The 24,335-nt window shown below is 66.6% G+C and carries 24 protein-coding genes; 7 read left to right on the top strand and 17 right to left on the bottom strand.

All coding sequences use genetic code 11. From position 1 onward, the window contains the following. Nucleotide 1: 1 nt before the first annotated feature. From LQD00_RS14115 to msrB, 3 genes are all read right to left on the bottom strand, one after another. Nucleotides 2-670, bottom strand: coding sequence for a GAF and ANTAR domain-containing protein (locus LQD00_RS14115; RefSeq protein ID WP_232717817.1), 669 nt, complete (start codon nucleotides 668-670; stop codon nucleotides 2-4). Nucleotides 671-820: 150 nt separating this feature from the next. Then, a complete protein-coding gene (gene msrA / locus LQD00_RS14110) occupies nucleotides 821-1,369 on the bottom strand; it encodes a peptide-methionine (S)-S-oxide reductase MsrA (protein WP_232717816.1) in 549 nt (182 codons plus the stop codon). After that, nucleotides 1,366-1,851 carry a peptide-methionine (R)-S-oxide reductase MsrB gene (msrB, locus tag LQD00_RS14105; RefSeq protein WP_232717815.1) on the bottom strand — a complete coding sequence of 162 codons (486 nt, stop codon included), beginning with the start codon at nucleotides 1,849-1,851 and terminating at the stop codon, nucleotides 1,366-1,368. The genes msrA and msrB overlap by 4 nt, the downstream gene beginning before the upstream one ends. A 247-nt stretch (nucleotides 1,852-2,098) precedes the next feature. On the opposite strand from msrB, the gene LQD00_RS14100 reads away from it, so the two are divergent. The 3 genes from LQD00_RS14100 to LQD00_RS14090 all read left to right on the top strand — a co-directional run bounded on the left by LQD00_RS14100 (nucleotide 2,099) and on the right by LQD00_RS14090 (nucleotide 5,915). After that, a complete protein-coding gene (locus LQD00_RS14100; protein ID WP_232717814.1) occupies nucleotides 2,099-3,505 on the top strand; it encodes an amino acid permease in 1,407 nt (468 codons plus the stop codon). Between the two features lie 86 nt (nucleotides 3,506-3,591). Next, a complete protein-coding gene (locus tag LQD00_RS14095; protein WP_232717813.1) occupies nucleotides 3,592-4,233 on the top strand; it encodes a TetR/AcrR family transcriptional regulator C-terminal domain-containing protein in 642 nt (213 codons plus the stop codon). Continuing rightward, a complete protein-coding gene (locus tag LQD00_RS14090) occupies nucleotides 4,233-5,915 on the top strand; it encodes an acyl-CoA dehydrogenase family protein (RefSeq protein ID WP_232717812.1) in 1,683 nt (560 codons plus the stop codon). Before LQD00_RS14095 ends, LQD00_RS14090 begins: the two co-directional genes overlap by 1 nt. 72 nt (nucleotides 5,916-5,987) lie before the next feature. Here the strand turns inward: LQD00_RS14090 and LQD00_RS14085 are convergent, their stop codons facing one another. From LQD00_RS14085 to LQD00_RS14070, 4 genes are all read right to left on the bottom strand, one after another. Then, a complete protein-coding gene (locus LQD00_RS14085) occupies nucleotides 5,988-6,347 on the bottom strand; it encodes a hypothetical protein (RefSeq protein WP_232717811.1) in 360 nt (119 codons plus the stop codon). A gap of 5 nt (nucleotides 6,348-6,352) precedes the next feature. Beyond that, nucleotides 6,353-7,153 carry a hypothetical protein gene (locus tag LQD00_RS14080; RefSeq protein WP_232717810.1) on the bottom strand — a complete coding sequence of 267 codons (801 nt, stop codon included), beginning with the start codon at nucleotides 7,151-7,153 and terminating at the stop codon, nucleotides 6,353-6,355. Nucleotides 7,154-7,169: 16 nt separating this feature from the next. Further along, complete coding sequence (locus LQD00_RS14075) at nucleotides 7,170-8,483, bottom strand: hypothetical protein (RefSeq protein ID WP_232717809.1); 1,314 nt, start codon at nucleotides 8,481-8,483, stop codon at nucleotides 7,170-7,172. Nucleotides 8,484-8,907: 424 nt separating this feature from the next. Beyond that, nucleotides 8,908-9,819: a LysR family transcriptional regulator gene (locus LQD00_RS14070; RefSeq protein WP_232717808.1), complete on the bottom strand. Its 912-nt coding sequence runs from the start codon at nucleotides 9,817-9,819 to the stop codon at nucleotides 8,908-8,910. Nucleotides 9,820-10,113: 294 nt separating this feature from the next. Here LQD00_RS14070 and LQD00_RS14065 point away from each other — a divergent pair, with 294 nt between their 5' ends. Beyond that, nucleotides 10,114-11,322: a GGDEF domain-containing protein gene (locus LQD00_RS14065; RefSeq protein WP_232717807.1), complete on the top strand. Its 1,209-nt coding sequence runs from the start codon at nucleotides 10,114-10,116 to the stop codon at nucleotides 11,320-11,322. Here LQD00_RS14065 and LQD00_RS14060 read toward each other — a convergent pair. Continuing rightward, on the bottom strand, nucleotides 11,300-12,664 hold the full coding sequence (locus LQD00_RS14060) for an FAD-binding oxidoreductase (protein WP_232717806.1): 1,365 nt from the start codon (nucleotides 12,662-12,664) through the stop codon (nucleotides 11,300-11,302). The two genes, LQD00_RS14065 and LQD00_RS14060, sit on opposite strands and share 23 nt — an antisense overlap. Before the next feature lie 87 nt (nucleotides 12,665-12,751). Between LQD00_RS14060 and LQD00_RS14055 the strand changes: the two genes are divergently transcribed. Both LQD00_RS14055 and LQD00_RS14050 read left to right on the top strand, forming a co-directional pair. Then, nucleotides 12,752-13,177 carry a nitroreductase/quinone reductase family protein gene (locus LQD00_RS14055; RefSeq protein ID WP_232717805.1) on the top strand — a complete coding sequence of 142 codons (426 nt, stop codon included), beginning with the start codon at nucleotides 12,752-12,754 and terminating at the stop codon, nucleotides 13,175-13,177. Nucleotides 13,178-13,263: 86 nt separating this feature from the next. Next, a complete protein-coding gene (locus tag LQD00_RS14050) occupies nucleotides 13,264-14,208 on the top strand; it encodes a serine/threonine-protein kinase (protein ID WP_232717804.1) in 945 nt (314 codons plus the stop codon). 35 nt (nucleotides 14,209-14,243) lie between these two features. Here the strand turns inward: LQD00_RS14050 and LQD00_RS14045 are convergent, their stop codons facing one another. Further along, nucleotides 14,244-15,371, bottom strand: a complete 1,128-nt coding sequence (locus LQD00_RS14045; protein WP_232717803.1) for an amidohydrolase family protein — start codon at nucleotides 15,369-15,371, stop codon at nucleotides 14,244-14,246. A 131-nt stretch (nucleotides 15,372-15,502) separates the two neighbouring features. Here LQD00_RS14045 and LQD00_RS14040 point away from each other — a divergent pair, with 131 nt between their 5' ends. Then, entirely contained in the window at nucleotides 15,503-16,654 is a 1,152-nt protein-coding gene (locus LQD00_RS14040) for an FAD-binding oxidoreductase (protein ID WP_232717802.1), read from the top strand. A 15-nt stretch (nucleotides 16,655-16,669) separates the two neighbouring features. On the opposite strand, the gene LQD00_RS14035 is transcribed toward LQD00_RS14040, so the two are convergent. From LQD00_RS14035 to dnaK, 8 genes are all read right to left on the bottom strand, one after another. Beyond that, nucleotides 16,670-17,743 (bottom strand): hypothetical protein, encoded by a 1,074-nt coding sequence (locus LQD00_RS14035; RefSeq protein WP_232717801.1) that lies wholly within the window; start codon nucleotides 17,741-17,743, stop codon nucleotides 16,670-16,672. An 83-nt stretch (nucleotides 17,744-17,826) separates the two neighbouring features. Beyond that, entirely contained in the window at nucleotides 17,827-18,921 is a 1,095-nt protein-coding gene (locus tag LQD00_RS14030; protein ID WP_232717800.1) for a hypothetical protein, read from the bottom strand. A gap of 39 nt (nucleotides 18,922-18,960) precedes the next feature. Then, complete coding sequence (locus LQD00_RS14025; RefSeq protein ID WP_006868930.1) at nucleotides 18,961-19,263, bottom strand: antibiotic biosynthesis monooxygenase family protein; 303 nt, start codon at nucleotides 19,261-19,263, stop codon at nucleotides 18,961-18,963. Nucleotides 19,264-19,338: 75 nt separating this feature from the next. Continuing rightward, nucleotides 19,339-19,806: an SRPBCC family protein gene (locus LQD00_RS14020; protein WP_232717799.1), complete on the bottom strand. Its 468-nt coding sequence runs from the start codon at nucleotides 19,804-19,806 to the stop codon at nucleotides 19,339-19,341. Nucleotides 19,807-19,860: 54 nt separating this feature from the next. Continuing rightward, nucleotides 19,861-20,259: a heat shock protein transcriptional repressor HspR gene (locus LQD00_RS14015; protein ID WP_005195171.1), complete on the bottom strand. Its 399-nt coding sequence runs from the start codon at nucleotides 20,257-20,259 to the stop codon at nucleotides 19,861-19,863. 3 nt (nucleotides 20,260-20,262) lie between these two features. Continuing rightward, nucleotides 20,263-21,462 (bottom strand): molecular chaperone DnaJ, encoded by a 1,200-nt coding sequence (gene dnaJ / locus LQD00_RS14010; RefSeq protein WP_232717798.1) that lies wholly within the window; start codon nucleotides 21,460-21,462, stop codon nucleotides 20,263-20,265. Between the two features lie 136 nt (nucleotides 21,463-21,598). Then, a complete protein-coding gene (gene grpE / locus LQD00_RS14005) occupies nucleotides 21,599-22,222 on the bottom strand; it encodes a nucleotide exchange factor GrpE (RefSeq protein WP_232717797.1) in 624 nt (207 codons plus the stop codon). After that, on the bottom strand, nucleotides 22,219-24,066 hold the full coding sequence (gene dnaK, locus LQD00_RS14000) for a molecular chaperone DnaK (RefSeq protein ID WP_005195174.1): 1,848 nt from the start codon (nucleotides 24,064-24,066) through the stop codon (nucleotides 22,219-22,221). The genes grpE and dnaK overlap by 4 nt, the downstream gene beginning before the upstream one ends. Nucleotides 24,067-24,335: the final 269 nt, after the last annotated feature.

The raw sequence follows: 24,335 nt of genomic DNA, 5'->3' as shown, positions 1-24,335 counted from the left end.
ACTACGGCGCGTCGCCGGGCGCCAGGGTCCCCGGCTGGGAGGTCAGTTGTCTCGCCACCTCGACGACGGATTTCTGCGAACTCTGGGACAGCTTCCGCAGCAGGTCGAACGCACGGTCGGCGTCGACGGCGAAACGTTCCATGATCATCCCCTTGGCCTGCCCGATCACATCGCGTGAGGACAGGGCGACCTGGAACTGCTCATGGCGCCGCGCGGCGTCGAGCATCAGCGCCGCATGTGCAGTGAACGCATGGCCTCTGTTGATGGCCTCTTCGCTTACGCCGCCGGCTCGCGTCGAGTAGACATTCAGCGCCCCCAATCGATCACGGTCGGTGAACAATTCGTAGGACACCGCCGATCGGAGGGGAGAGGACACGGCAACGGCGGCCGCCAGCGCGGGCCATCGGGAGTCGGCGCGGAGGTCGGAGGTCCGGACCGTGCATCGGTGACGCGCCGCGTCGAAGGACGGCCCTTCCCCGAGGTCCTGCTGGAGGCGGCCGAACCGGTCGGCCACGTCGTCGGTGGGCGCAACCGACCGGAACCGGTTCCCGGTGCCGAGGGTGATCCCGGCGCACTCGATGCCGTCGATGACTTCGGTTGCCGCGCCCGCGATCTCCGAGCAGACCGCGTCGACTCCGTGCAGACTCTTCGCATGCAGGGCGCGAGCCACCTGCGCGAGCCTGCTCAGAAGATCGGTGCCTTGATGACCAGCCAAGAGGGAACCCTTTCGCGACATCGACTCGACGACCGATCCTTGAGCGTCATCTGTCGGTCCAAAGTTACCTCTGCCGGTCGGCGGGTTCCGACCGGCCCCGGTAGATCACGGCGTGGTCGAGGCACCCCGCTTCGGCAGCACCCAGCCCGCACGCGGGAAGTGGCAGGTGTAGCCGTTCGGGTAGTTGAGCAGGTAGTCCTGGTGCTCGGGTTCGGCCTCCCAGAACGGACCCGCCGGTTCGATCGTCGTGACCGCCGGCCCCGGCCACAGACCCGAGGCGTCGACGTCGGCGATCGTGTCCCGGGCCACCTCCTCCTGCTCGGGACTCAGCGGGAAGATCGCCGAGCGGTAGCTCGTCCCGACGTCGTTGCCCTGACGGTCGCGGGTCGTCGGATCGTGGATCTGGAAGAAGAACGCCAGGATGTCCCGGTAGGTCGTCTGGCTCGGGTCGAAGACGATCTCGACGGCCTCGGCGTGTCCGGGGTGGTTGCGGTAGGTGGCGTGGTCGTTCTGTCCGCCGGTGTAGCCGACGCGGGTGTCGAGGACTCCCGGCTGCTTGCGGATCAGGTCTTCCATGCCCCAGAAACATCCGCCGGCGAGGACAGCGGCCTCGGTGCCGGGGCGGACGGTGATCTGACCGGTCTCGGTGGTCATGCGGTCTCCTCTTCGATGTGGCTGTCTGTGGTTTGGGTATCGCCGAACAGGCCGGCGTACTCGCCGTACCCTTCGCTCTCGAGTTCGCTCACCGGGATGAAGCGCAGTGCTGCCGAATTCATGCAGAAGCGCTGTCCGCCGGCATTGCGCGGACCATCGTCGAAGACGTGGCCCAAGTGGCTGTCGGCGCCCGACGAGCGCACCTCGGTCCGCTTCATCCACAGGGTGCGGTCGGTCGTGGTGGTCACCGCCGCGTCGTCGATGGGCCGGGTGAAGCTCGGCCATCCGGTGCCGCTGTCGTACTTGTCGGTCGACGAGAACAGCGGCTGTCCCGAGACGACGTCGACGTAAATTCCGGGCTCATGGTTGTCCCAGTACTCGTTGTCGAAGGCGCGCTCGGTGCCGTCGCGCTGCGTGACTCGAAACTGCACGTCGGTGAGGCGGTTCAAGGCCTCTGGGGTCTTGCGGTAGTCGTTGCTCACGATTCCTCCTGTCGACACCGGCGGCTCGTCGATCTGGCGGAGCTTTTCCGGCGTCACCGTGCACAACAACGCGAGATCGTGTTTTGGTCCCGCGGCCTCTCAAACGTCCGCGGTCGACCACGTGTGGCGGTGCCGACAACCACGGCTCACCTGCACAGGTCGGACAATTCAGGCTGGCGAATCCGGTCTGCCGGGCGGGTCTACCCTGAAGCCCGCCAACAATCACTGGCGGTCAGGAGTTCTCCACGTGACGATCGAGCACGGCAGCGCCGAACCGGGTGTCGACGAGGGATACGAACGCGGGCTCACCGCGCGCACCGTCCAGATGATCGCCATCGGCGGCGCGATCGGCACCGGCCTGTTCTACGGGTCGGGCGGCGCGATCGAGAAGGCGGGCCCGGCACTGGTCCTCGCCTATGCACTTGCCGGGCTCGCGATCTTCATCGTCATGCGCGCGCTCGGCGAGCTGCTGATCTACCGTCCGATCTCGGGCGGCATCAGCGAGTACGCCGACGAGTTCCTCGGACGCTTCGCCGGCTTCAGCCAGGGTTGGACGTATTGGGCGGTCTGGACGACCACGTGCATGGCCGAGATCACGGTCGCCGGCAAGTACATCAACTACTGGTGGCCGGCGATCCCGGTGTGGGTGACCGCGCTGGTCGCCCTGGTGGTCCTGTTCGGCGCCAACCTCATCTCCGTCGGGCTGTTCGGCAGAGCCGAGTTCTGGTTCTCGGCGATCAAGGTGACCGCCATCCTCGGCATGATCATCGTCGGAATCGGTGTGCTGCTCCCGATCTCCGGGTTCGGCCCCGAGGTCGGGCCGTCGGTCTCCAATCTCTGGAACGAGGGCGGGTTCTTCGCCACCGGCTTCAGCAACGCCCTGCTGAGCCTGCAGATCGTCATGTTCGCCTACGTCGGCGTCGAGCTCGTCGGCGTCACCGCGGGCGAAGCCGAGAACCCGCGGGTCACGCTGCGCAAGGCGATCAACTCGGTGCCGTTCCGCATCGGCATCTTCTACGTCGGCGCCATGTTCGTGATCCTGTCGGTGCGCAGCTGGAAGGACTACCAGGAAGGCGAGAGCCCGTTCGTCTCGGTGTTCTCCTACATCGGCATCCCCGGCGCCGCGGGCATCGTGAACTTCATCCTGCTGACGGCCGCCCTGTCGTCCTGCAACTCGGGTATCTACTCCACCGGCCGCATGCTGCGCTCGCTGGCGCACACGGGCGACGCTCCCAAGCAGCTGACCAAGCTGTCGAGCCGCAAGGTCCCGGCCGCCGGCATCACTCTCAGCGCGGCAGTGATGGTGCTCGGCGTCGTTGTGAACGTCCTCGACCCCGAACACGCCTTCGCCTACATCACCGCTGTGTCGACGGTCGGGATCATCGTGATCTGGTCGACGATCCTGCTCTGCCAGATGGCCTACCGACGCAAGGTCGCGCGCGGCGAACTGCCTGCCTCCGACTACCGCGTTCCGGGCGCCCCGGTCACGACGTGGCTCGCGCTCGCCTTCCTCGCACTCGTCTTCGTGTTGCTGTTCTTCGACGAGGACGGCCGGATCGCGCTCATCGTCGGCGCCGTGTGGTTCGCCGGCGTCGGCATCGGCTATCTCGCCTGGACTCGCAATGCCGGGGAGCCGGCGGACCGCGAGGTCTGAGAAAACCCGCAGAACCCTTGTCGGCGCGGGTCGTGCGAGTTTATTGTTTGCCATACAAACACTGACGTCGAGCGAGCAGGATCCCCGTGGCAACCACCGGACGCGCAAGCAGGGAGGCCGGCAAGGCCACCCGCCAGGCGCTGCTGCGTGCCGCCGGCGAGGTGTTCGCCGAGCACGGCGACGCGGCGTCGGTCGCCCAGATCTGTCAGCGCGCCGACGCCTACCCCAACCAGGTCACCTACTACTTCGGCTCCAAGGAACAACTCTTCGTCGAGGTCGCCTGCGCCGGGGTGCTGCGGGCGGGGCGTCGAGCCGAAGAGGCCGCCGCCGAGACCACGACCGTGCGTGACTACACGAACACCCTCGTCGGCACCTTGCTCGGCCCCTGCGCACGGGACGTTGAACTGTTCACCACCGCCATGCTGTTGACGTCACGCCGCACCGATTTGCGGGAGCACATCACCGACACCCTCCGCACACTCCACGAGCGCGGCGAACAGGCGTTGATGTCGACGCTGGTACGCACCGGTTGGAGGCTGCGCGCCGGGATCGACGTAGAGGCGAAGGCGTTCTGGTCGGCCATCTTCGGCCTCGCGGTCCAGAAGGCCGCCACCGGAGCCGATTTCGGTTACCGGCTCGAGGACGCGGTCGCGGTGATCTTCACGAATCTGCAGATCCCGGAACGGGTTCTGGACCGGCCACTCGTACCCACGCCCCAGGAGGCATGATGACCCAGTCCGCGACGCACATCCATCCGCAGCCGCACCTCACCCATGAGGTGTTCAACCAGTCCGCTCCGCGGGTCGACGTCAACGAGTACGAACTCGACACCGTGCTGACCGAAGCCGTCGCCCGCCACGACGGCGCCTGGGGCGATGCCGAACTCCGGGAGATCGGGGCGCTCGTCGGCAGCGAATCCTTCAAGCACGACGCCCATCTCGCCAACACCATCACGCCGGTGTTGCGGACCTTCGACCGCTGGGGCCACCGCATCGACGAGGTCGAGTACCACCCGGCATATCACCGGATCATCGCCGAGTCGATCGCCCACGGCGCCCACACACGTTGCTGGGCCGACCCGCAACCCGGGTCCCACGTCGTGCGCGCGGCCGCGTTCATGCTGTTCGGTCAGATCGAGCCGGGCCACGCCTGCCCGGTGTCGATGACGCATGCGGTCATCCCCTCACTCGAACTCCAGCCCGACGTCGCCGCGAACTGGGTGCCGAAGGCGTTGTCCCGCAGCTACTCCCCCGAGCTGAGCGCCACCAAGGAGTCGGCGATCTTCGGGATGTCGATGACAGAGAAACAGGGCGGCTCCGATGTCCGCGCGAACACCACCGTCGCCGTTCCTGCGGGGACCGGTGGGCCGGGGGCCGAGTACCTTCTCACCGGACACAAGTGGTTCTGTTCCGCGCCCATGTCTGACGCCTTCCTCGTTCTCGCCCAGGCGCAAGGCGCAGGAGGCGAAGGACTTTCGTGCTTCCTGCTCCCCCGCATCCTGCCCGACGGCACCCGCAACGTCTTCCGCATCCAGCGCCTCAAGGACAAGCTCGGCAACAAGTCCAATGCCTCGAGCGAGATCGAACTCGACGGCACCGTCGCCGTCATGATCGGCGAACCCGGACGGGGCGTGCGCACGATCATCGAGATGGTCGCGCAGACCCGCCTCGACTGCGTCCTCGGTTCCGCGGCGGGCATGCGCCAGGCTGTCGCCGAAGCAGCGTGGCACGCCCGGCACCGTGCGGCTTTCGGAGCCACGCTGGCCGACCAGCCGGCAATGACCGCCGTACTGGCCGATCTCGCACTGGAATCCGAGGCCGCGACCACCACGGCGATCCGTCTGGCCCGCGCCCACGACGAGGATGCCGACCCACAGGAGCGCGCCTTCCGCCGACTTGCGACCGCGGTCGCCAAGTACTGGATCTGCAAGCGCGGACCGCACCACGCCTACGAGGCACTGGAGTGCCTGGGCGGCAACGGATACACCGAGGACTTCCCCCTCGCCATGCGCTACCGCGAGCAGCCGGTGATGGCCGTGTGGGAGGGCTCCGGCAACGTCATCGCCCTCGACGTCCTGCGTGCGATGACCCGCGAACCCGAATCGGTCGCCGCCTTCGACGCCGAGGTCTCCCTCGCCCGCGGCGCCGACCGGACTCTCGACGCGCACCTCGACCGACTCCGGGAGCAGCTCGGCGAACTGTCGCGACTCACCCCGGCCGACGCCCAGCGTCGGGCTCGGTCGACCGTCGAGTCGATGGCCCTGGCTCTCGAGGCGTCATTGCTGGTGCGGCACAGCCCGTCGGCCGTCGCCGACGCGTTCATCGCGAGCCGACTGGGCCCCGACCGCAGCTTCGAGTACGGCGCGCTCCCCGGCGGCGCCGACCTCGCCGCGGTCCTCGAGCGGCACTGACAAAGTCGCCGGACCGGCGACTATCCGAACTGACAGTTCGAGCCAACCGAGGCTGCCTGCGGGTCTCAGCAGCTACGCTTGGGTAGCTTTCCAGTGCCTGATTTCATTCAAGAATTGCTCACGCGTCCACTCTTCCAGGTCACGGCGCCCCTGAAGGTCGGGACCATTGCCGTACCCACGGTAGGTCAGCATCCACTCGTCGACGGCGAGTTCGACTCGCCTTTCAAATTCGGCGTATCGAACCCGCTCATCAGCATGGAACAGCTCATAGTCTGTTGAAGACCACTCAGTCGGCATCGGGAATATGAGATCGGTGATAGCGGGAGAATTCAACTCCCCCACAACTTCGCGGACAATCATCGTTCTACTCGGATCTCGCGCCATCTCGCGCAGAACGTCAACGTATGCGGCCGGCAGTCTCGGCTCACTCACTTTGACTACTTCAGTAAGGACCCGTCCTCTATACGACCGAGCACCCGGGAATCAGTGAGCTCGTCGCGCAACTTCGGATTGCGACGGTAGAAGTCGATCAGGAGCAGAGTCACGTGCGCGCCGAGCGCCGATTCGTCGACGCGGAACTCATGCGACCCGTTGAATCCAGAACCCACCGACAGCCATGCGCCACCCCGCCGATCACCTTTCATTGGAACGGCAACGCAGCGGGACACATCTTGCCATTTGTAGTAGTTTCTGCGGTGCGACAGAGAGTGAGGAAGGCTGACTCCGTCGGGCGTGACTCGCATGAGTGGCTTGTCCCGCACAGCGACCGAAAACGCACGAGCGCAATACATCACACCGAGTACGAGGGCTATCACTGCATAAATCGGACCAGAGAGCCCACCAACAAGGGGCAGAGATATTGAGTCTGTCACGATGCCGACCGCGAACAAAAGCATCCCCGCTCCGGACAACGCGTTCGACGCAGTATCCAACCTCATCACCCGCCTGCTACGTGCAATCTCCAAAGCTCCCGACAGAATACGCACTCGCGCAAGATCGGAGTCCCAAAGCCGGAACCGAGTCGATCGCGACCAACTCGAGGTTTCCAAAGCGAAGCCAGAAGCCACTAACAGCGCCGAGAGCACTCCCAACGGCATCTGGTGGAGCGCCGCCAAGACCGCGAATACGACCAACGCCAATGTGAGCAGCCCGTAGATCGCAACACCGCCTAGGCTTCCCCGCGAGTTGCTCTGCCAGGCCGTTGGGACTGGGAATCGGAGTCCTTCAATCGTGTTCATGATTCGTGGTCGATCCTCACTCTTGGCACATCATTTTTCCGACGGCAGTACCGATCGCCCCCGTGGCAAGGCTCGTTGCGGTACTCACGCCCAAAGCAGCGACCGGGCGCAACTCCGGCCCTGCGAGCATGAGTGCCACCTCACCAGCGATGATCGCGCCACCCTGGTAGCCTGCAACGCATTTCGTGTAGTCGTCCTCCGCCATTCCCACGGCAACTGCTGTGCCTAACACGGCAAGCCCCGGTCCGGAGATTCCCATACCCGCCTCGACCGATGCGGCCTCACCTGCGGAGAGAAACGATGCCGCGGAGAACGGCGGCTGCCTGACGTACGGGTTCAGTCCTGCCACCCCCCCAGATACCCCGCCGCCTGCAAGCGCGCTGGCAATGTCGGAATGAGATGGAATCGTCAACGTGACGCCGTCGACGACCGCCTTCGCATCGCCGCCGCCCTTGCTCTCAGTAATCACTACGGGCGATTTCCCATCGCGCATCAGCTCAGTACGAGTTTCGCCGTCTAACTGCACTTTTCTCGTTGAGTACAGTTTTCCGCCCGAGTCGTAGAACTCCGTTGTCTCGCCTGTCTCATCTGATCGATAGACCTGCTTGCTCCCATCGAGCATCGTCAACCGCGTCACCGGTTTGCCATCGCGCGTCATCGTCTCTTTGCGGGTCACAGTGCCCTGCATGTGCCTGACCAACTCGAGCTGCTGTGCCTCTCGAGCACTTTCTCGAGCGCGTTCAGTGCCTAGAAGACCAGGGACGGCATCTTTTGGAGCCCCAGCAAGGTCGTTCTCCATTTGACCGAAGAAGAGGCTGTCCGGAACCAGAGGAGAAGCAAGCCTATGTTCCGCAAGTCCAAGAGTGGTCAGATGCCCGTTCAGTTGAGTCTGAAATCCCTGCGCGGCCAATGCCATAAGCTTCGCCATGTCAGGCTCCATCGGCGTGGGGCGAACCAAGACCGTCCAGTTATCGGTGACGTACAAGTCACCGGACTCGATGACGGAGACAAGTTCGTCGATCGATGCCTTCGCCCTCGCCAGGGCAGCCGCTTCCCGGCTTACCTGCCCGTACGGACCCAACCCGAGGTCGACGAAGGCACAAGCGTACTTACTTACTCGCCCGACTGCAGCCCCTGCCGCAACTGCGGCTTGGCCCTTCCAGTTCGGGTTCGCGTTGCCGTAACCGTCAGGGACCGCCGATCTCAGATCGGCCAGTTTTCCTCCAGGGCCGAAACCTTCGTTATTTTCGAACAAAGCGTCCAACTCGGCCCCCACTGCTACAACGTCCGCAGGTCGCCAGGTGGCAAGAATCCCACGCGTCGGAATCATCGAGGGGGTTCCCCAACGAACCCCAGGAAGGCTGTCAAATCCTCGTCTGTTGCTTCGTAATTAAGGGCCGCACCTCGGACCGCCGCGGCGAAACTCTCCAACCGTTGCACCACACCAGGTTCGAGTCGACCCAGCTCTGATGCTCGCCAACTCGATGCGTATGCGGTGGCCGATCCCGGCAGGAGCTCCGAGATCCTCGCGTAGTAACTCGCGTATTTGCAAGCGACGATTACATCGGACGCCACTTCCGACTTTCCCGCGATGTCGAGCAGCACATTGCCGTCTACTGTGAGCACAGCCTCCCCCAATCAGCCGCGTCGCACGCTACCAGCGGATGCTCTCAATTTCGCAGCTCGATACACAGCTCGCGTGCAACAAGGGCTCTTTGTTATCCCTCCATCGCCGGATCGCGCAGCTGCTCCGCTCACGCAACCCCTTCCGCCGCCGCCAGGATCTGCCGGCGCAGCGTCGAGGCGGTGTTGGGCAGCCACATCGCCCGGACGGGTGCGAACGGCGGATCGGTGAACTCGACGATGCGGATGGAGTTCGCGTAGATCCAGCCGGGCTCGTTGGTGACGAAGGCGCACGCCTTGGGATGGGCGATCACCGCTGTGTGCGGCGGTGTGCCGAGCAGCGTCGACAGGATGATGCGCGGCTCGAAACCGGCGCGCCGGCACAGCCCGACGAGGATGTCGGTGTACTCGTACTCGTGCTCGGGGCCCCACACGACGATCTCGTAATCGGCGAGGGCGGCCATGTCGACGCGGGCATGGGCGGCGAGCGGGTGGTCACTGCGGACCGCGAGGCGGAGTTCGTGTTCGGTGGCGATCGTGGTCGCCATGTCCGGCGGCGCCGACACACCACGTCCCAGCGCGAGGTCGATCGACCCCGACAGCAACTCGTCGCGCATGAAGTCGGCGAACACCGGGCGCACCGTGATCGGCACCGAGGGGTCGGCGAGAACCACGGGTTCGATGATGCGGAAGACCTCCGACGACGCCAGGTCGGGTGCGTGCCCGATGACGAACGGCGCGGGAGACCCGGCGTTCACGCGCCTGACCTGCGTGGCGAGTTGTTCACCACCGGCCAGGAGGGGTACCGCGCCGCGGTAGAGGGCCTCCCCGGCCGGCGTCGGCGTCAGGCTGCGACGCGAACGGGAGAACAGCTCGACGCCCAGCTGTCGCTCGAGCTCACGGATCGCCGACGACAACGCCTGCTGGCTGATGAACAGGTCGTCGGCGGCGACACGGAGACTCGGCGCCTCCATGACGACGACGAACATGCGGAGTCGACGTAGGTCGATATCGCGAAGTCCGGCGTCCCCAGAACCATTCATCAACCATCCCCTGTCAGTTATCCCGATTGATGTGATTGTAGGTTGAGCTTCGACGCAATATGCTCATTTTTGCATGGCATCGTATTCAGATGTCATTCGCGTTTTGGGCTACCTGCTGAGGTCCCCCCGCGGAGGGGACGGGAGGACCTCGGCAGGTGCTTCTTTTTCACCATTTTCCCGTTTTCGCTGTCGCGCCCGGGTCTCGTCGGCTATCACTTGCTCTGATGAAGCATCGCTAATGCTCGTCAAGACTTCGTATTGTCCGTCCCAACCCCATTTCCGGAGCTCGATCAGGTGGAAGAAACGATCGGCCGGGCGCCGAGATCTACTCCGTTCAGCGGGCTCGGTCGAGACTCGATCACTGCGGAGATCGCACGCCGCAGTGGGCTCTACGACGAAACGCTCGATGTGCTCCGGCAGCTACGCCTGCGCGAACGCCACATCCGGTACACCATCGCCGGGCTGGTGCTGATCTTCGGTGTCGTCGCGGCGCTCGGGTTGTTCACGCCGAGCGGCGGGCAGGGTTCGCTGTGGCGGTCGCTGGTCCTCGGTACCGCTGCCGCCACCACCATCCCCACCGCGATCGCGGTGAGCCGGGTCCACCTGGGTGTGATGTGGTGGACCAAGAAGTCACACGTTCGCGGTTTCAACAACGCCTTCGTGGCCTACGCGGACATCGGGGTGGCGGCGTGCCTGTTCGCCGTCGCCGATCCTCGCCTCGCGCTGTACTTCTCGGCCCTGTTCGCCGTGATCGGCTCCTACAGCGCACATTTCGTACGTGCCCGCGTCGTGTACGTCCACCTGGTGCTGGCGAGCGCGGTGACCTGCACCCTGGGCGTTCTCGCCTGGCTGGACGGCGCTGCACCCGTGACCGTGTTCGCCGCGACCCTGGCCCTGCTCGTCGCCGTCAGCGGAACCGTCACCCTGCACCAGGGATATACGTCCGATCTGCAGCGCACTCTGAAACACCAACTGCGGATGGCCAACACCGATCCGCTCACCGGATTGCTGAACCGCCGCGGGTTCATCCTCGCGACGACGACACTGCTGCGCCGGGGACACGGCGACCGGTTCGCACTCGTCATCGCCGACGTCGACCGCTTCAAACGGATCAACGACGACCACGGTCACGCCGTGGGCGACGCCGTGCTGCAGCAGGTCGCCGAGATCCTCCGGGGCGCGGTGGCCGAACCGGCGGTCGTCGCCCGGCTCGGCGGCGACGAGTTCGCGATCGCGATGCGGCTCGACGAACAGGCGGCGCGGGCCGTCGCCGAGGACATCCGCGGCCGGCCCGTCGACACCGGTGACGGCGAGTGGGCGACCGTCAGCCTCGGCATCGCCGTGGGCCCTCTGTACAGCGAGCACATGACCGATGAGGATGCCACCGAACGCATCCGACGCGACTTCGCCCTCGCCGACGACGCCCTGTTCGAGGCCAAGGCACACCGGCGCGGAACCTACGCCGTCGTGCCGACCACGCCTACAGGATCACGCCCGGATTGAGGAGCCCCTCCGGATCGAGGGCGTTCTTGATGAGCGTCGTCAGCTCCATCACGTCCGGTCCCACCTGATCGGGCAGCCAGCCCTTCTTGAGCCGGCCCACACCGTGCTCGCCGGTGATGGTGCCGCCGAGTTCGATGGCAAGATCCATGATCTGACCGAACGCCGTCTGCGCACGGTCGGCCTCCGCGGTGTCGGCCGGATCGAAGACGATCAGCGGGTGCGTGTTGCCGTCGCCGGCGTGTGCGATCACCGAGATCATCACCTGGTTGTCCGCGGCGATCTTGGCGACGCCGTCGATGAGATCGGGCAGCGAGGGCAACGGGACCCCGACATCCTCCAGCAGTAGTGATCCCAGCTTCTCCACCGCCGGGATCGCCGCGCGGCGGGCAGCGGTGAACGCCTCGCCCTCGGTGGGATCGTCGGTGGTGAAGACCTCGCCCGCGCCGTTCGACTCGAAGGCGTTCCGGATCAGTTCGACCTCCTGGGCACCCGCCGCCCCGGGCGCATCGGACTGGGCGACGAGCAGCGCGCCCGCGTCTCGGTCGAGCCCCATGCGCAGCATGTCCTCGACCGCGTTGATCGCCACCGAGTCCATGAATTCCAGCATCGCCGGGCGGATCTCGCCCGTGACGGCCAGGACGGCACGACTGGCGTCGTGCACCGAGTCGAAGACCCCGACCACCGTGCTCGCCGGCCCCTGCGGCGGGAGCAGCCGCAGGGTCACCTCGGTGATGATGCCGAGGAGCCCCTCACTGCCGACGAAGAGCTTGGTCAGGGGGAGGCCGGCGGAGTCCTTGAGCTGTTTGCCGCCCACCCGGACCGCACGGCCGTCGGCGAGCACCACCTGCAGTCCGAGCACGTAATCGGTGGTGACCCCGTACTTCACACAGCACAGGCCACCGGCATTCGTGGCGACGTTTCCGCCGATCGAACAGATCTCGAACGACGACGGGTCCGGCGGGTACCAGAGGCCCTCGGCCGCCGCCGCGGCCTTGACCTCGGAGTTGAACAGCCCGGGCTGGACGACGGCGGTGCGCGTCGCGGGATCGACGGCGATCTCGCGCATCTTCTCGGTGGAGATCATGATGGCGCCGTCCACCGCGGTCGAGCCGCCGGACAGGCTGGTGCCCGCGCCGCGCGTGATGATCGGGACCCGGTTCTCGGCACACCACCGAACCGTCGTCTGGACCTGCTCGGTCGAGGTCGGGCGGACGAGCGCGAGCGGGGTACCGGCGGCCGGGTCGAAGGCGCGGTCCTGGCGATACCCGGCGAGGATGTCGGGGTCGGTGATCACCATTCCGTCGGGAAGGGCGGCGGCCAGCGAACTCGTATCGGCACTCATGCGTTCAGCGTATTCTTCGACGCCCGGACCGCGGTTTCACTTTGACACACCTGCCGGTCAGGGCTCCGCAGGCGTATCAAGGAGATCGTGACCGACTTCAGTTCGACCATCATCAACGAGTTCCGCGCCAACAACGGACATGTCGAGACCGCGGGTTTCGGGAGAAACCTCGTCCTGCTGCACACCCTCGGCGCCAAGTCCGGCCAGCCGCGCATCGGCCCGCTGTTCGGCCTCGCCGACGACGGGTCGTGGCTCGTCATCGGATCTTTCGCGGGTTCGCCGACCACGCCGGCCTGGGTGCACAACCTTCGGGCGCACCCCGACTCGGTCGCCGTCGAGGCCCCGGCAACCGAGGGCATCGAACGTCACGAGACGCAGGTCGTCGAGATCACCGACGCCGACTGGGATGCCGCCTGGGCCAAGTTCACGGCGTTCACCGATCAGTTCGTCAAGTACACCGAGACCGCCCAGGGGCGAAAGTTCCCGATCTTCCGGCTGACACCGAAATCCTGACGGTCGAGCCCGATTCCGGTACCCGGGTCTCGACACCCTCGTCCGGCACCGCGCCCGCGGATCGTCGTCGCTCTACTCTGGGCAGGGTGTTCGAGGTTGGCGACCGCGTGGACGGTTTCACCATCGACGAATTCGTCGGCGGTGGTGCGAGCGCGGACGTCTTCCGCGCCCATCGCGATGACGGCGACGGGCCGGTCGCGCTCAAGGTTCTGCACCCGAATGCCGCCGATCACGCCCGGGTCCGCGAACGGTTCGAGCGCGAGTTCGGCATCGCATCTCTTCTCGACCACCCGCACATCGTCCGGATGCGCGCGCATGGCGAGATCGTCGCGCCGCCCGGCTCTCCCGGCCCGCGCCACCAGCCTTCGATGTGGCTGGCGATGCAATACGCCGCCGGCCCGGCGGCCACCGCACTCATCCCCGGTGACGACACCGAACCCGACGTGGACACGATCCTGCGGGTTGCCGCGCAGATCGCCGGCGCCCTCGACTACGCACACGGCCAGGAGATCCTCCACCGCGACGTCAAGCCGGCCAACATCCTGCTCTCCCGACCGCTCGGCCCCGACGCGGACGACTCCACCCCGGTCGACGCCTATCTCTCCGATTTCGGGATCGCCCAGTTCCTCGACGACACACGGCCGCTCGCACGCAACGGCCGGGTTCAGGGTTCCATCGGGTATGCCTCGCCGGAACTGCTTCAAGCACATCGCCTTTCACCGGCCAGCGACAATTACTCGTTCGCGTGCAGCCTCGTCGAACTGTTCACCGGCACACCGCCGTACCCGCGTCACACGTCCTTCGCGATCACCCACGCACACATCAACGACGATCCGCCGCGCCTGACCCGGCGCCGTCCGTGGCTACCGTCGGCGATGGATTCGATCTTCGCCAAAGCACTTGCCAAATCACCGCAGGACCGCTATCCGACGTGCTCGGATCTCGTCGACATCCTGGTACGCCTCATGCGTGACGTGCCTGTCCCCGAACCGACCCGCTCACGATGGTGGGGACGTCCGCGCCATCCATGACGAACCGCCCGCAGGTCAGGTCAGGTCAGGTCAGGTCAGGTCTCGTCGAGTCCGTAGACGCGAACCGCGGTGTCCCGGAAGATACGTCGCAGCGCCTCGTCCCCCCACTGGGACGCACAGTCGACGAGCGCGCCGATGAGGACGTCGACCGCCGCGTTCGGGCGGTCGATCGGGTAGTTCGAGCCGAACATGATGCGGTCCGAACCGAAGTGGGCGACGACGTGTTCGACGAACGGGCCGATCATCTCGCACAGCGTCGCCTGTCCCCCGATGTTGCCCCACCGTTCGTGGCCGTAGCCGAGAACCGGCATCGCCAACCCGGAAAGCTTCACCACCACATTGCGATACGACGCCAGGGTGGTCATCCGTTCCCGCCACAACCGCCAGATGTCCGCGCGCGCCGCAGCCGTCGCACCGGTACGCGTCCCGATGGGGCCGAACACCCCGGCCGGTATCCCGAAGTGGTTCAGGACGATCGTCGTGTCGGGATACTCCCGCGCCAGCACGATGACGTCGTAGAGCTGATGGGAGTACACCGCCGCCTCGAAGACGAGCTTCCGCGCGGCCAGTTCGGCGAAACCGTCGAGGAAGGCGGCCGAAGCCAGGATGTTGTCGGCGTCGCCGCCGTCGCGGACGCGCGGATCGGGATGGCGCGTCGCCACCAGGCGGATACCCCGGACCCGCGGCGAGACCGCGGATTGTTGATCCAGCATCTCGGCGAAGTCCTGGTCGCGCGGGTCGCCGTGGGCCACGATCGCCCCCAGACGCGGGGCCCCGGAGTGGCCGAACGGGAGTCGCTCCAGATAGCGCGTCTCCTCCACGGCAGTGCTGTGCGCCGACGCCTGCTCCCCTGCGGGTAGTGCCTTACGCCAGTGCGACTCGACATGCACCACGGTGTCGATGGGCACCCCGACGACCGTCGAGACCAGAGCCGCGTCGGTCGCGTACTGCCGCGGCTCGTACGGGCGCGCGACCGTTCGCGGTGTCAGCACGAACTCCCGGTCGGCGCGCGAGGCGATGAACGGGAATGCCCGGTCCCCCAATCGGGGGACGAACCCGTACAGCCGCGACGAGCGGGTCACCGCCCATGGGGTGCGCCGCGGATTCCAGTGCTGCACATGCGCGTCGACGATGGCCGGGAGGACACCGTCGAGGGACGTCATGGTGGTACCTTGCCACACCGGATCACAGTCCGACATACGATGACGGATCCTGAATTCTGTACCGTCGGACGTTAGGGTTGAGCTCTCGGAACAGGCGGGGGACGAACGCCGACGGAGGTTGTCCACAGAGAATGGCGAGCCACTCACGCCACACGTTGCATCAGCTGCGAACAGCGGTGAACCGACAGCCCGACCGGTTCGTGACCAACGTCTACACCCGGATGTTCGCGATCGATCCCGACCTCAGGGATCTGTTCGGCGTCTCGATGGCCGCACAGCAGATCGCCTTCCATCGCGTGATCGATCACGTCCTCGAGGCCATTCCCGCGGAGTCCGGCCACGCCGACCTCGTCGAGTTCCTCGCCCAGCTCGGCCGCGACCATCGCAAGTTCGGGGTCGAACCAGAGCACTACCACGTGATGTACGCGGCCCTCATGGGCGAGTTCGCCAGTCTCATGGAGGGGTACTGGGACGACGAGGCGCAGCAGACCGTCTCCCAGGCGATGATGCTGGTCACCGGCGTGATGCGCGGGGCCGCCGAGACCGCCACCCACCCCGCGCGGTGGACGGCCGAAGTCGTGGAGAAGTACCGCATCAGCCGCGACCTGGCCGTCGTACGTCTCATCTCGCACGCGCCACTGACGTTCCACGTCGGCCAGTACCTCGAGGTGCACGTCCCGCAGTGGCCCAAGCAGTGGCGCAACTTCTCACCGTCGATCCCGCCGAACCCGGCCGGTGAGCTGGAGTTCCACGTGCGAGCGATCCAGGGCGGGACGGTCAGCTCGGCCATCGTCAGCGAGACCAGCGTCGGCGACGTCTGGACCCTGTCGCAGAGTCACGGCACGCTGCACGTCGACCGGGATCGGCCCGTCCTGATGGTGGCCGGCGGCACCGGACTCGCCCCGCTGCGCGCCCTGCTCATCGAGATGTCCAAGCGCGCGGACTCGCCGCCGACGCACATCTTCTACGGGATGCGCTACCCCGGCGAGCTGTACGACCTGAGTGTCCTGCGGCGGATCGCCTCCACCAATCCCTGGTTGCAGGTCACCGCGGTGTCGGAGGAGGAGAGCGACCCGTGGTGGATCACCGCGGTGGCGACACCGGCCGAACTGGGGATCGACCACGAGATCGGCACACTCGCCGACGTCGTCGCCGACGCCGGGAACTGGGCGGACCACCAGGTGCTCATCGCCGGATCGGCTCAGATGATCGAGGCGACCCGACGCAAACTCATCATCGCCGGGGTCCGCGCGAGCCACATCCAGCACGACCCCGTGTACTGACCGCGGGTCGACGCGTCAGGGCGCCGGCGATGCTGCGGGCACCTCGACCGTGGTCGTCTCGGTCTCGGTGATCGTGAACGGTCCCGGGATCTCCTCGGTGACCGTGGTCGTCCGGGTGACCGGGCGCGGCGCGCTGGTGACCGTCGTCGTGCGGGCCCTCTCGGTCTCGGTCTCGGTCCGGGTGACCGTCTTCGCGTCGGCGGTGATCGTGACGGCCGCGGGTGTCTCGGTGACCGTCACGGGAGTCGGTTCCGGAGCGTCGGCCTCGGCGGCCAGGAGGAGGGTCAGTCCGACCGCGCCGAGGAACACCGCGGCGCCGATCGCGGCGCCGACGAACCACCAGCGTCGTCCGGTGGACACCCGTGCAGCCGGAGCAGGGGCGGAGAGTGCCACCAGGGCGGCGTCGGCCGCTCCGATCGCGGACGCGAGCGGCGGATTGTCGGCGACGGCGACGGGCCGCTGGGCGGCGTATTCGAAGGCGGGTGCGATACCCGGCATCTCCGCACCGGGCCCGACCACGATGATCGAGGTGATGTCGCGACCGCGCGGCAGCTTGGCGACCGCGGTCGCCAGCGCCGACGCCCCGTTCGGATCGGTGACGGGCGCCAGACGGTGGGTGGTGAAATCGGCCGTTCCGAGGACCGCTCCCGACGTCGTGTCGACCGTGGCCGCCGTCGTACCGGACGCCGGAGCGGCATCACGATCGAGGTCCACGACGGCGACGACGCCACCACGGGTGGCATGAGTGCACGCGATCTCGGCGAGTGCCGAGGCGTAACCGGTGACGACGACACGGTCGTACCAGGACTCGGCGGCGCCACTCGACCCGAAGGCCTGTGCCAGGTGCTTGCGGACGTCCTCGCGGGACACCGAGATCCCGATCTGATCGACGACCACCGGCACCGAATCGACCAGCTCGACGATCGCGGCCTCTACCGCGGAAGCCGACGGATCGGGCAGGTCGACGAGGTTACTGGCCAGGATGTGTCCATCGGCGTCGCGCACCACGGACGCGATCTGATCGTCCACGACGGATATCCCGAGAACCACGGATCCGGGCAGTCCCCCGCTCGCCGGATCTTGGGTCATCGTCACCTCCACATCGACGTTTGCCCATGCAGCCTAGCGGCTGGGGCCGAATCCGTGGCAGCCGGACCGTCGGTGGTACCCCGTCAGACCGACTCGGCAGGATGCTGGGTGTACGCGGCGTCGCGTACCGCCTCGTCGGTCTCCAACCCGGCACCGAGCGCCCCGCCGACGGTGGCGAGCGAGCACGTCAGCCACGCGACCTCCAGGTAGTCGGTGATCCCGGGATCGTGACCGAGGGCGTCGCCGAAGACCTGAGGGACCACGAGGCACAGGGCGCCGACGGTCGCAAGGACGAAGAGCGCGGCATAGAACGCCGCGACCCCCAGCACGACGGTGATGACGGTGACGGTGTTGAACAGGACGATCTGTTCGCGCGACTGCCGGGACGTTCCCCGTTCCCAGAGGTCGGCGCCGATGATCAAAGTGGCGGTGATGGCGACGATCGAGCCGACGGCGACGCCGGTGAGACGGACCCAGCCGAACGTGTCGGCGAGCAGCCAGATGTCGGCGGTGACCAGTGCGAAGACTCCGGCGGCGATGGCACCGGTCAGGGCCCGGGTCAGTCCGAGCGCGAGGCGCCACGGCCGGTTGGCGCGCACCATCCCCGAGAGGAGCCGGAGATTGCCGGTGAGCACCCGGGCGGTGAAGGCGGTGCCCTCGTCGTCGACGTCGGTGCCCAACTGGCGGACCCGGTGCCGCAGCGGCGACGTCGACGGTGACTTCTCGTGGTCTCGGAGGTCGTCGGCGTCGGCGCCGAGGAGTCGGCCGAGGAGGCCGATGACCGTCGTCCGCGCCCGCTGCCGTAGCCCGGTCGGGCCGAGGGCGGGTACCGACAGGACCGCGACGCCGTGCACCGCATTGGCATGCGCCACGACGGGGCGTCTGCCGACGTGCAGGGGAAGGTCGGTCAGGCAGACCACCAGGTCCCATTCACGTTCGAGGAGAACGTCTCTCGCGGCGTCGACGATCTGGGCATCGGTCGCGGGCGGCTGCACCACGGATGCTTCGACGACCTCGATCTGCCATCGGGCCCCGGGGTAGCTGGTCTGGACGTGCTCGATCAGGTCCGCGTCGACGAGCTTGCGCGCGAGCCCGATCGGTTGCCCGGGAGCGGCCACGACTCCGAGGACGACCACCGCTTCCTCGCCGGATGACGGCGCATCGTCCTGGAACTCCATGGAGGGGCTTCCTTTCGCGGCCGCCCCGGGACGGCCTGATCAGGCGTTGAAGGTCTCGATCAGGGTGTGCTGCTCGACGGCCGACGGAGCCTGCATGCCCGGGGCCTGGTCGTCGGAGTGCGATGCGCGGAACGAATCAGACTTCAGCCACGCCAGGAAGTCCTCCTTGGCGTCGAACTCCATGGTGGAGACGTAGGGCAGGCCCTCGGCCTCGGGACGCATCAGGGTGGCGCGGTGCAGGCCGGGAACACCCTTCAGCGTGGTGCGCATGGAGTCCGAGAATGCCTTCTCGAAGGCCTCGGCGTTCTCGGTGACATCGATGCGGTTGGTGATCACGAACATTTCGTCGACTCCTGGTTCGGGTCCGATAGGTCTCCGCCATCTTATCGACATGCTGTCGGCAAGATGGCGGTGGTATCAGCCGAACCGGTTCGCGAGGGCACGGAGGGTGCCCTCGATGCCCTGCCCGTTCTTCTTGTCATATCCGATCAGCTCCATGATCTTCGGAAACTTGAGCGTGGAGTAGTCGAAGGTCTCGGTGACCTGTGTGGTCGTCGGCGACGTGGCGACGAGGTCCCAGCGCCAGCGATGGCCCATGGGGTGCTTCCACTCGACGACGCGGTCGGTGTCGACGTCGGTCGCGGTGGAGGTGATCGTGTACGGGACGCCGAACTGCTTCATCCCGACGCTGAATCGCGCGCCGGGGGTGAGCTTTTCCGGGCCCTTGACGGGCGTGTCCCGCACCGTTCCCGAACCGTCCAGTTCGGGATGACGATGCGGGTTGGCGATGAGGGCGAAGACCTCGGCAGCCGGCGCGTCCACGACGATGCGCCGTGAAACGCGGTGCGAGCCCGTGTCAACGGTGGTGACGGTGTCGGAAGCCATACATCCAACGTACGCGGGAGCCGTTGATCGCCCTGGTGGAACGAGCCCGACCGTTCAGTCGCCGGATCGCTTCCGCCGCGGCTGCCACACGACCAGCGCATTGGTCCGGGGCACCGGGACGAGCTCGCCCCCGCGTCGGTTCCGCGACGCGGCGACCTCGTCGGAGAGTTCACGGACGCGCTGCTGCAGCGCCTCGACCTGATTGCTCAGGTCGATGATCCGTTTGATCCCTGCGAGGTTGACGCCCTCCTCCTGCGAGAGACGCTGGATCTCACGCAGGAGGTCGACGTCGCGGGACGAGTAGCGGCGACCGCCGCCACTCGTGCGCTGCGGGGTGACCAGACCCAGCCGGTCATAGGTCCGCAGGGTCTGCGCGTGCATGCCGGCGAGCTCGGCGGCCACCGAGATCATGAAGGTCGCGCCGTCGGCGTCGAAGTTCTTCTGACCGGCCATGACTCACTTCCCCCAGTTCGCCCGTGGATCGAAACCGCTCGCCCTCTCGGCCTGATCGTAGGCACGCATCGCCTCGATCGCGGCGTCGTCGAGCTTGTCCGGCACCGCGACCTTCACCGTCACGAGCAGGTCACCTGCACCGCCGGACCGCTTGGGGACGCCGCGACCGCGCACGCGGAGCGTCCGGCCGTCGGTGGTGTTCGGCGGGATCTTGACCCCGACCGAGCCCTCGAGCGTGGGTACCGAGACCGTCGCGCCGAGAACGAGTTCGGAGATCCGCACCGGGAGCTGCACCCGGAGGTCGTTGCCGCTGCGCGTGAACTGCTTGTGCGGCGTGACGTGGACGACGACGTAGAGGTCGCCCGACGGCGCCCCCCGGCGTCCGGCCTCGCCCTGTCCGGCGAGCCGAATCCGTTGTCCGTCTTCGACTCCGGCCGGGATACGCACGTTGATGGTGCGCGTCCGGTTCTTGACTCCGCTGCCGGAGCAGTCGGTGCACGGGTCGTCGATCCGCGAGCCGGTGCCCTGGCAGTCCTGGCAGGGTTCGCTGAACCCGAAGGCGCCCTCGTTGCGGCTGACGAAACCGGAGCCGTTGCAGTTGGGGCACACTCGCGGGCTGGTGCCGGGCTTGGCACCCGACCCATGACAGGTGGTGCACGGGGACGGGCTGGTCACCCGCAGCGGGACCGTCGTGCCGAGTGCCGCGTCCTTGAAGGACAGCGTCGTCTCGGTTTCGAGGTCCTTGCCGCGACGGGGACGGCTGGCCGTCGACGTGCGCTGGGATCCGCCACCACGGTTGAAGAGTCCGTCGAAGATGTCGCCGAATCCGCCACCGCCGCCGGTCTGGCCGCCGCCGAACAGGTCGCCGAGGTCGAAGTCGCCACCACCGGTCGTGTACGTCGTACCGCCGCCGGGGAAACCGCCGCCCGGGAAGCCGCTGCCACCGCCACGGAATCGTCCGCCGGCGAACATGGCACGGGTCTCGTCGTACTCTTTGCGCTTCTCCGGATCGCTCAGCACGCTGTGTGCTTCGGACACCCGCTTGAAGCGCTCTTCGGCCGCGGAATCGCCGGGATTGGCATCCGGGTGCAGCTCGCGTGCGAGCTTGCGGTAGGCCTTCTTGATCTCTTCAGCCGAAGCGTCAGAAGCAACGCCCAGGTCCTTGTAGAAGTCATGTTCCAACCACTCACGTTGTGGAGCCACCAGACGTCACCTCCTTCAAGTCTTCTGTTGTCTGGATGGGTATTTCAGTTGTACTCGTGTTCGTACTCTCGCCGGAGAGCCCTGAGGTGCGAGTCGCAGGCTCGCTCCTCGCACCTCAGGGCCACAAACGGTCGTTCTATTGTGCACCGGTCCGGTCGCCGGCGGGCTCGGGATCGGTGACCGTCACCATGGCGGTGCGGATCACCTTCTCGCCCAGCCGGTAACCGCAGCGGTACACCGCGCCGATGACCGGGTGGTCTCCGGTGCCGTCGTGCTGAACCGCTTCGTGGAGTTCGGGGTTGAACTCCTCACCCGCGGCGCCGAAGGACTCGAGGCCCTCGGCGTTCAGCACTGCGGTCAGCTTGTCGGCGACTGCCCGGAGCGGGCCGGTCTCGAGATCGCCGTGCTCGCGGGCACGGTCGAGGTCGTCGAGAACCGGGAGGAGCTTGTCGATCAGGATCTGCTTGCCGTAGGCAACCGATCCCTGCTTCTCCTCGGCAGCTCGCCGCCGGAAGTTGGCGAACTGGGCGCGTTCCCGCTGCAGGTCGGCCGTCAGCTCGGCGAGCCGGGCGTCCGGGGACGCCTCGTCGGCCGGCTGTTCGGTGTCGGACTCGTCCACGACGGGTTCGGCGTCGGCCGGGCCGGGGCCGGCGGCCGGCTCGTCGCGCACCTCACCCGTTTCCGGGTCGATGCGACGACGATCGGTCACCGTCACCGGCTCCTCGCCGGACCCATTCGACGAATGGGATCCTGCGGTCACTTGTTCTCCTTGGTGTCGGCGTCGTCCACGACCTCGGCGTCGACGACATCGGGATCACTGTCGGCGGCAGCGCCGGCCTCACCGTCGGCGGACTCCGCAGCAGCGTTGGCGTAGATCGCCTGGCCGAGAGCCTGCGACTCCTCCGACAGCTTCTCGATCGCGGTCTTGATCGCGGCCGAGTCGGTGCCCTTCAGCGCTTCCTTGGCGTCGTTGACCGCGGCCTCGACCTTTTCCTTCACATCGGCCGGGACCTTGTCCTCGTTGTCCTTGAGGAACTTCTCGGTCTGGTGGACCAGCGACTCCGCCTGGTTGCGGGTCTCGGCCTCCTCGCGACGCTTGCGGTCCTCGTCGGCGTGCGCCTCGGCGTCCTTGATCATGCGGTCGATCTCGTCCTTGCTCAGGCCGGAACCGTCCTGGATGCGGATCGAGTTCTCCTTGCCGGTGCCCTTGTCCTTCGCGGTGACGTGCACGATGCCGTTGGCGTCGATGTCGAAGGTCACCTCGATCTGCGGGACACCCTGCGGCGCAGGCGCGATGCCGCCCAGCTCGAAGCTGCCGAGCAGCTTGTTGTGCGAGGCGATCTCACGCTCACCCTGGTACACCTGGATCTGCACCGACGGCTGGTTGTCCTCGGCCGTGGTGTAGGTCTCCGAGCGCTTGGTCGGGATGGTGGTGTTGCGCTCGATCAGCTTGTGCATCACGCCGCCCTTGGTCTCGATGCCGAGAGACAGCGGGGTGACGTCGAGCAGCAGCACGTCCTTGACCTCGCCGCGCAGGACGCCGGCCTGCAGCGCGGCACCGACGGCGACGACCTCGTCCGGGTTGACGCCCTTGTTGGGCTCGCGGCCACCGGTCAGCTCCTTCACCAGGTCGGTGACGGCCGGCATACGGGTCGAACCACCGACGAGCACGACATGGTCGATGTCGCCGACGGAGATGCCCGCATCCTTGATGACGGCCTGGAACGGTGCGCGGGTGCGCTCGAGCAGATCAGAGGTGATCCGCTGGAATTCGCTGCGCGACAGCTGCTCGTCGAGGAACAGCGGGTTCTTGTCGGCGTCGACGGTGATGTACGGCAGGTTGATCGAGGTGCTCTGCGAGCTCGACAGTTCGATCTTGGCCTTCTCGGCAGCCTCACGCAGACGCTGCAGGGCCATCTTGTCCTTGGTCAGATCGATGCCGTTCTGAGCCTTGAACTTCTCGACGAGCCAGTCGACGACGCGCTGATCCCAGTCGTCACCACCGAGGTGGTTGTCACCGGAGGTCGCGCGGACCTCGACCACACCGTCGCCGATCTCGAGCAGCGAGACGTCGAAGGTACCGCCACCGAGGTCGAAGACCAGGATGGTCTGTTCCTTCTCACCCTTGTCGAGTCCGTAGGCCAGGGCTGCCGCGGTGGGCTCGTTGACGATGCGCAGCACGTTGAGGCCGGCGATCTGGCCGGCTTCCTTCGTGGCCTGACGCTGGGAGTCGTTGAAGTAGGCGGGCACGGTGATCACGGCGTCGGTGACGTCCTCACCGAGGTAGGCCTCGGCGTCGCGCTTGAGCTTCATGAGCGTGCGCGCGCTGATCTCCTGCGGGGTGTACTTCTTGTCGTCGATCTCGACCGTCCAGTCACCCTCACCCATGTGGCGCTTGACCGAGCGGATGGTGCGGTCGACGTTCGTGACCGCCTGGTTCTTTGCCGGCTGACCGACGAGCACCTCGCCGTTACGCGCAAAGGCGACCACGGACGGCGTGGTCCGCGAGCCCTCGGCGTTGGCGATGACCGACGCTTCGCCACCTTCGAGCACCGAAACCACGGAGTTGGTGGTGCCGAGGTCGATTCCAACAGCACGAGACATGTTTGGCTTCCTCCTAGTTTGTGGGTGTGCACCCAAGTCCTTTGGCCCCGCGGTTCGCTGACGCGGGGATGATGTCCGAAACCCAGCGGGACCGGACTTCAGTGCGTCCGACTCATGTCCTACTCACATCGGAGCGTCGAGTCAAACTTACTTGAGTCAGTGTCACTCAGGTTTCTCGAAGTGTGTAACGGGACCCCTTCCGGGTTTGTTCCCGGATAGCTGGAAAAAGTTGAGCGAGTTTCACTCAACACGCGGCCACACAGTGTGGT

This window comes from Gordonia metallireducens (assembly GCF_021245825.1).
GTDB classification, from domain to species: domain Bacteria; phylum Actinomycetota; class Actinomycetes; order Mycobacteriales; family Mycobacteriaceae; genus Gordonia; species Gordonia namibiensis.
This window is presented reverse-complemented; position numbering and strand designations above follow the sequence as displayed.

Coding starts and splice junctions, on each gene's coding strand:
- LQD00_RS14035 (WP_232717801.1), bottom strand. CDS start 17,743: ATGACCCAAGATCCGGCGAGCGGGGGACTGCCCGGATCCGTGGTTCTC.
- LQD00_RS14045 (WP_232717803.1), bottom strand. CDS start 15,371: ATGACGTCCCTCGACGGTGTCCTCCCGGCCATCGTCGACGCGCATGTG.
- LQD00_RS14025 (WP_006868930.1), bottom strand. CDS start 19,263: ATGTTCGTGATCACCAACCGCATCGATGTCACCGAGAACGCCGAGGCC.
- LQD00_RS14090 (WP_232717812.1), top strand. CDS start 4,233: ATGACCCAGTCCGCGACGCACATCCATCCGCAGCCGCACCTCACCCAT.
- LQD00_RS14060 (WP_232717806.1), bottom strand. CDS start 12,664: ATGAGTGCCGATACGAGTTCGCTGGCCGCCGCCCTTCCCGACGGAATG.
- LQD00_RS14075 (WP_232717809.1), bottom strand. CDS start 8,483: ATGATTCCGACGCGTGGGATTCTTGCCACCTGGCGACCTGCGGACGTT.
- LQD00_RS14030 (WP_232717800.1), bottom strand. CDS start 18,921: ATGGAGTTCCAGGACGATGCGCCGTCATCCGGCGAGGAAGCGGTGGTC.
- LQD00_RS14020 (WP_232717799.1), bottom strand. CDS start 19,806: ATGGCTTCCGACACCGTCACCACCGTTGACACGGGCTCGCACCGCGTT.
- msrA (WP_232717816.1), bottom strand. CDS start 1,369: ATGACCACCGAGACCGGTCAGATCACCGTCCGCCCCGGCACCGAGGCC.
- LQD00_RS14040 (WP_232717802.1), top strand. CDS start 15,503: ATGGCGAGCCACTCACGCCACACGTTGCATCAGCTGCGAACAGCGGTG.
- LQD00_RS14080 (WP_232717810.1), bottom strand. CDS start 7,153: ATGAACACGATTGAAGGACTCCGATTCCCAGTCCCAACGGCCTGGCAG.
- dnaK (WP_005195174.1), bottom strand. CDS start 24,066: ATGTCTCGTGCTGTTGGAATCGACCTCGGCACCACCAACTCCGTGGTT.
- LQD00_RS14015 (WP_005195171.1), bottom strand. CDS start 20,259: ATGGCCGGTCAGAAGAACTTCGACGCCGACGGCGCGACCTTCATGATC.
- LQD00_RS14070 (WP_232717808.1), bottom strand. CDS start 9,819: ATGAATGGTTCTGGGGACGCCGGACTTCGCGATATCGACCTACGTCGA.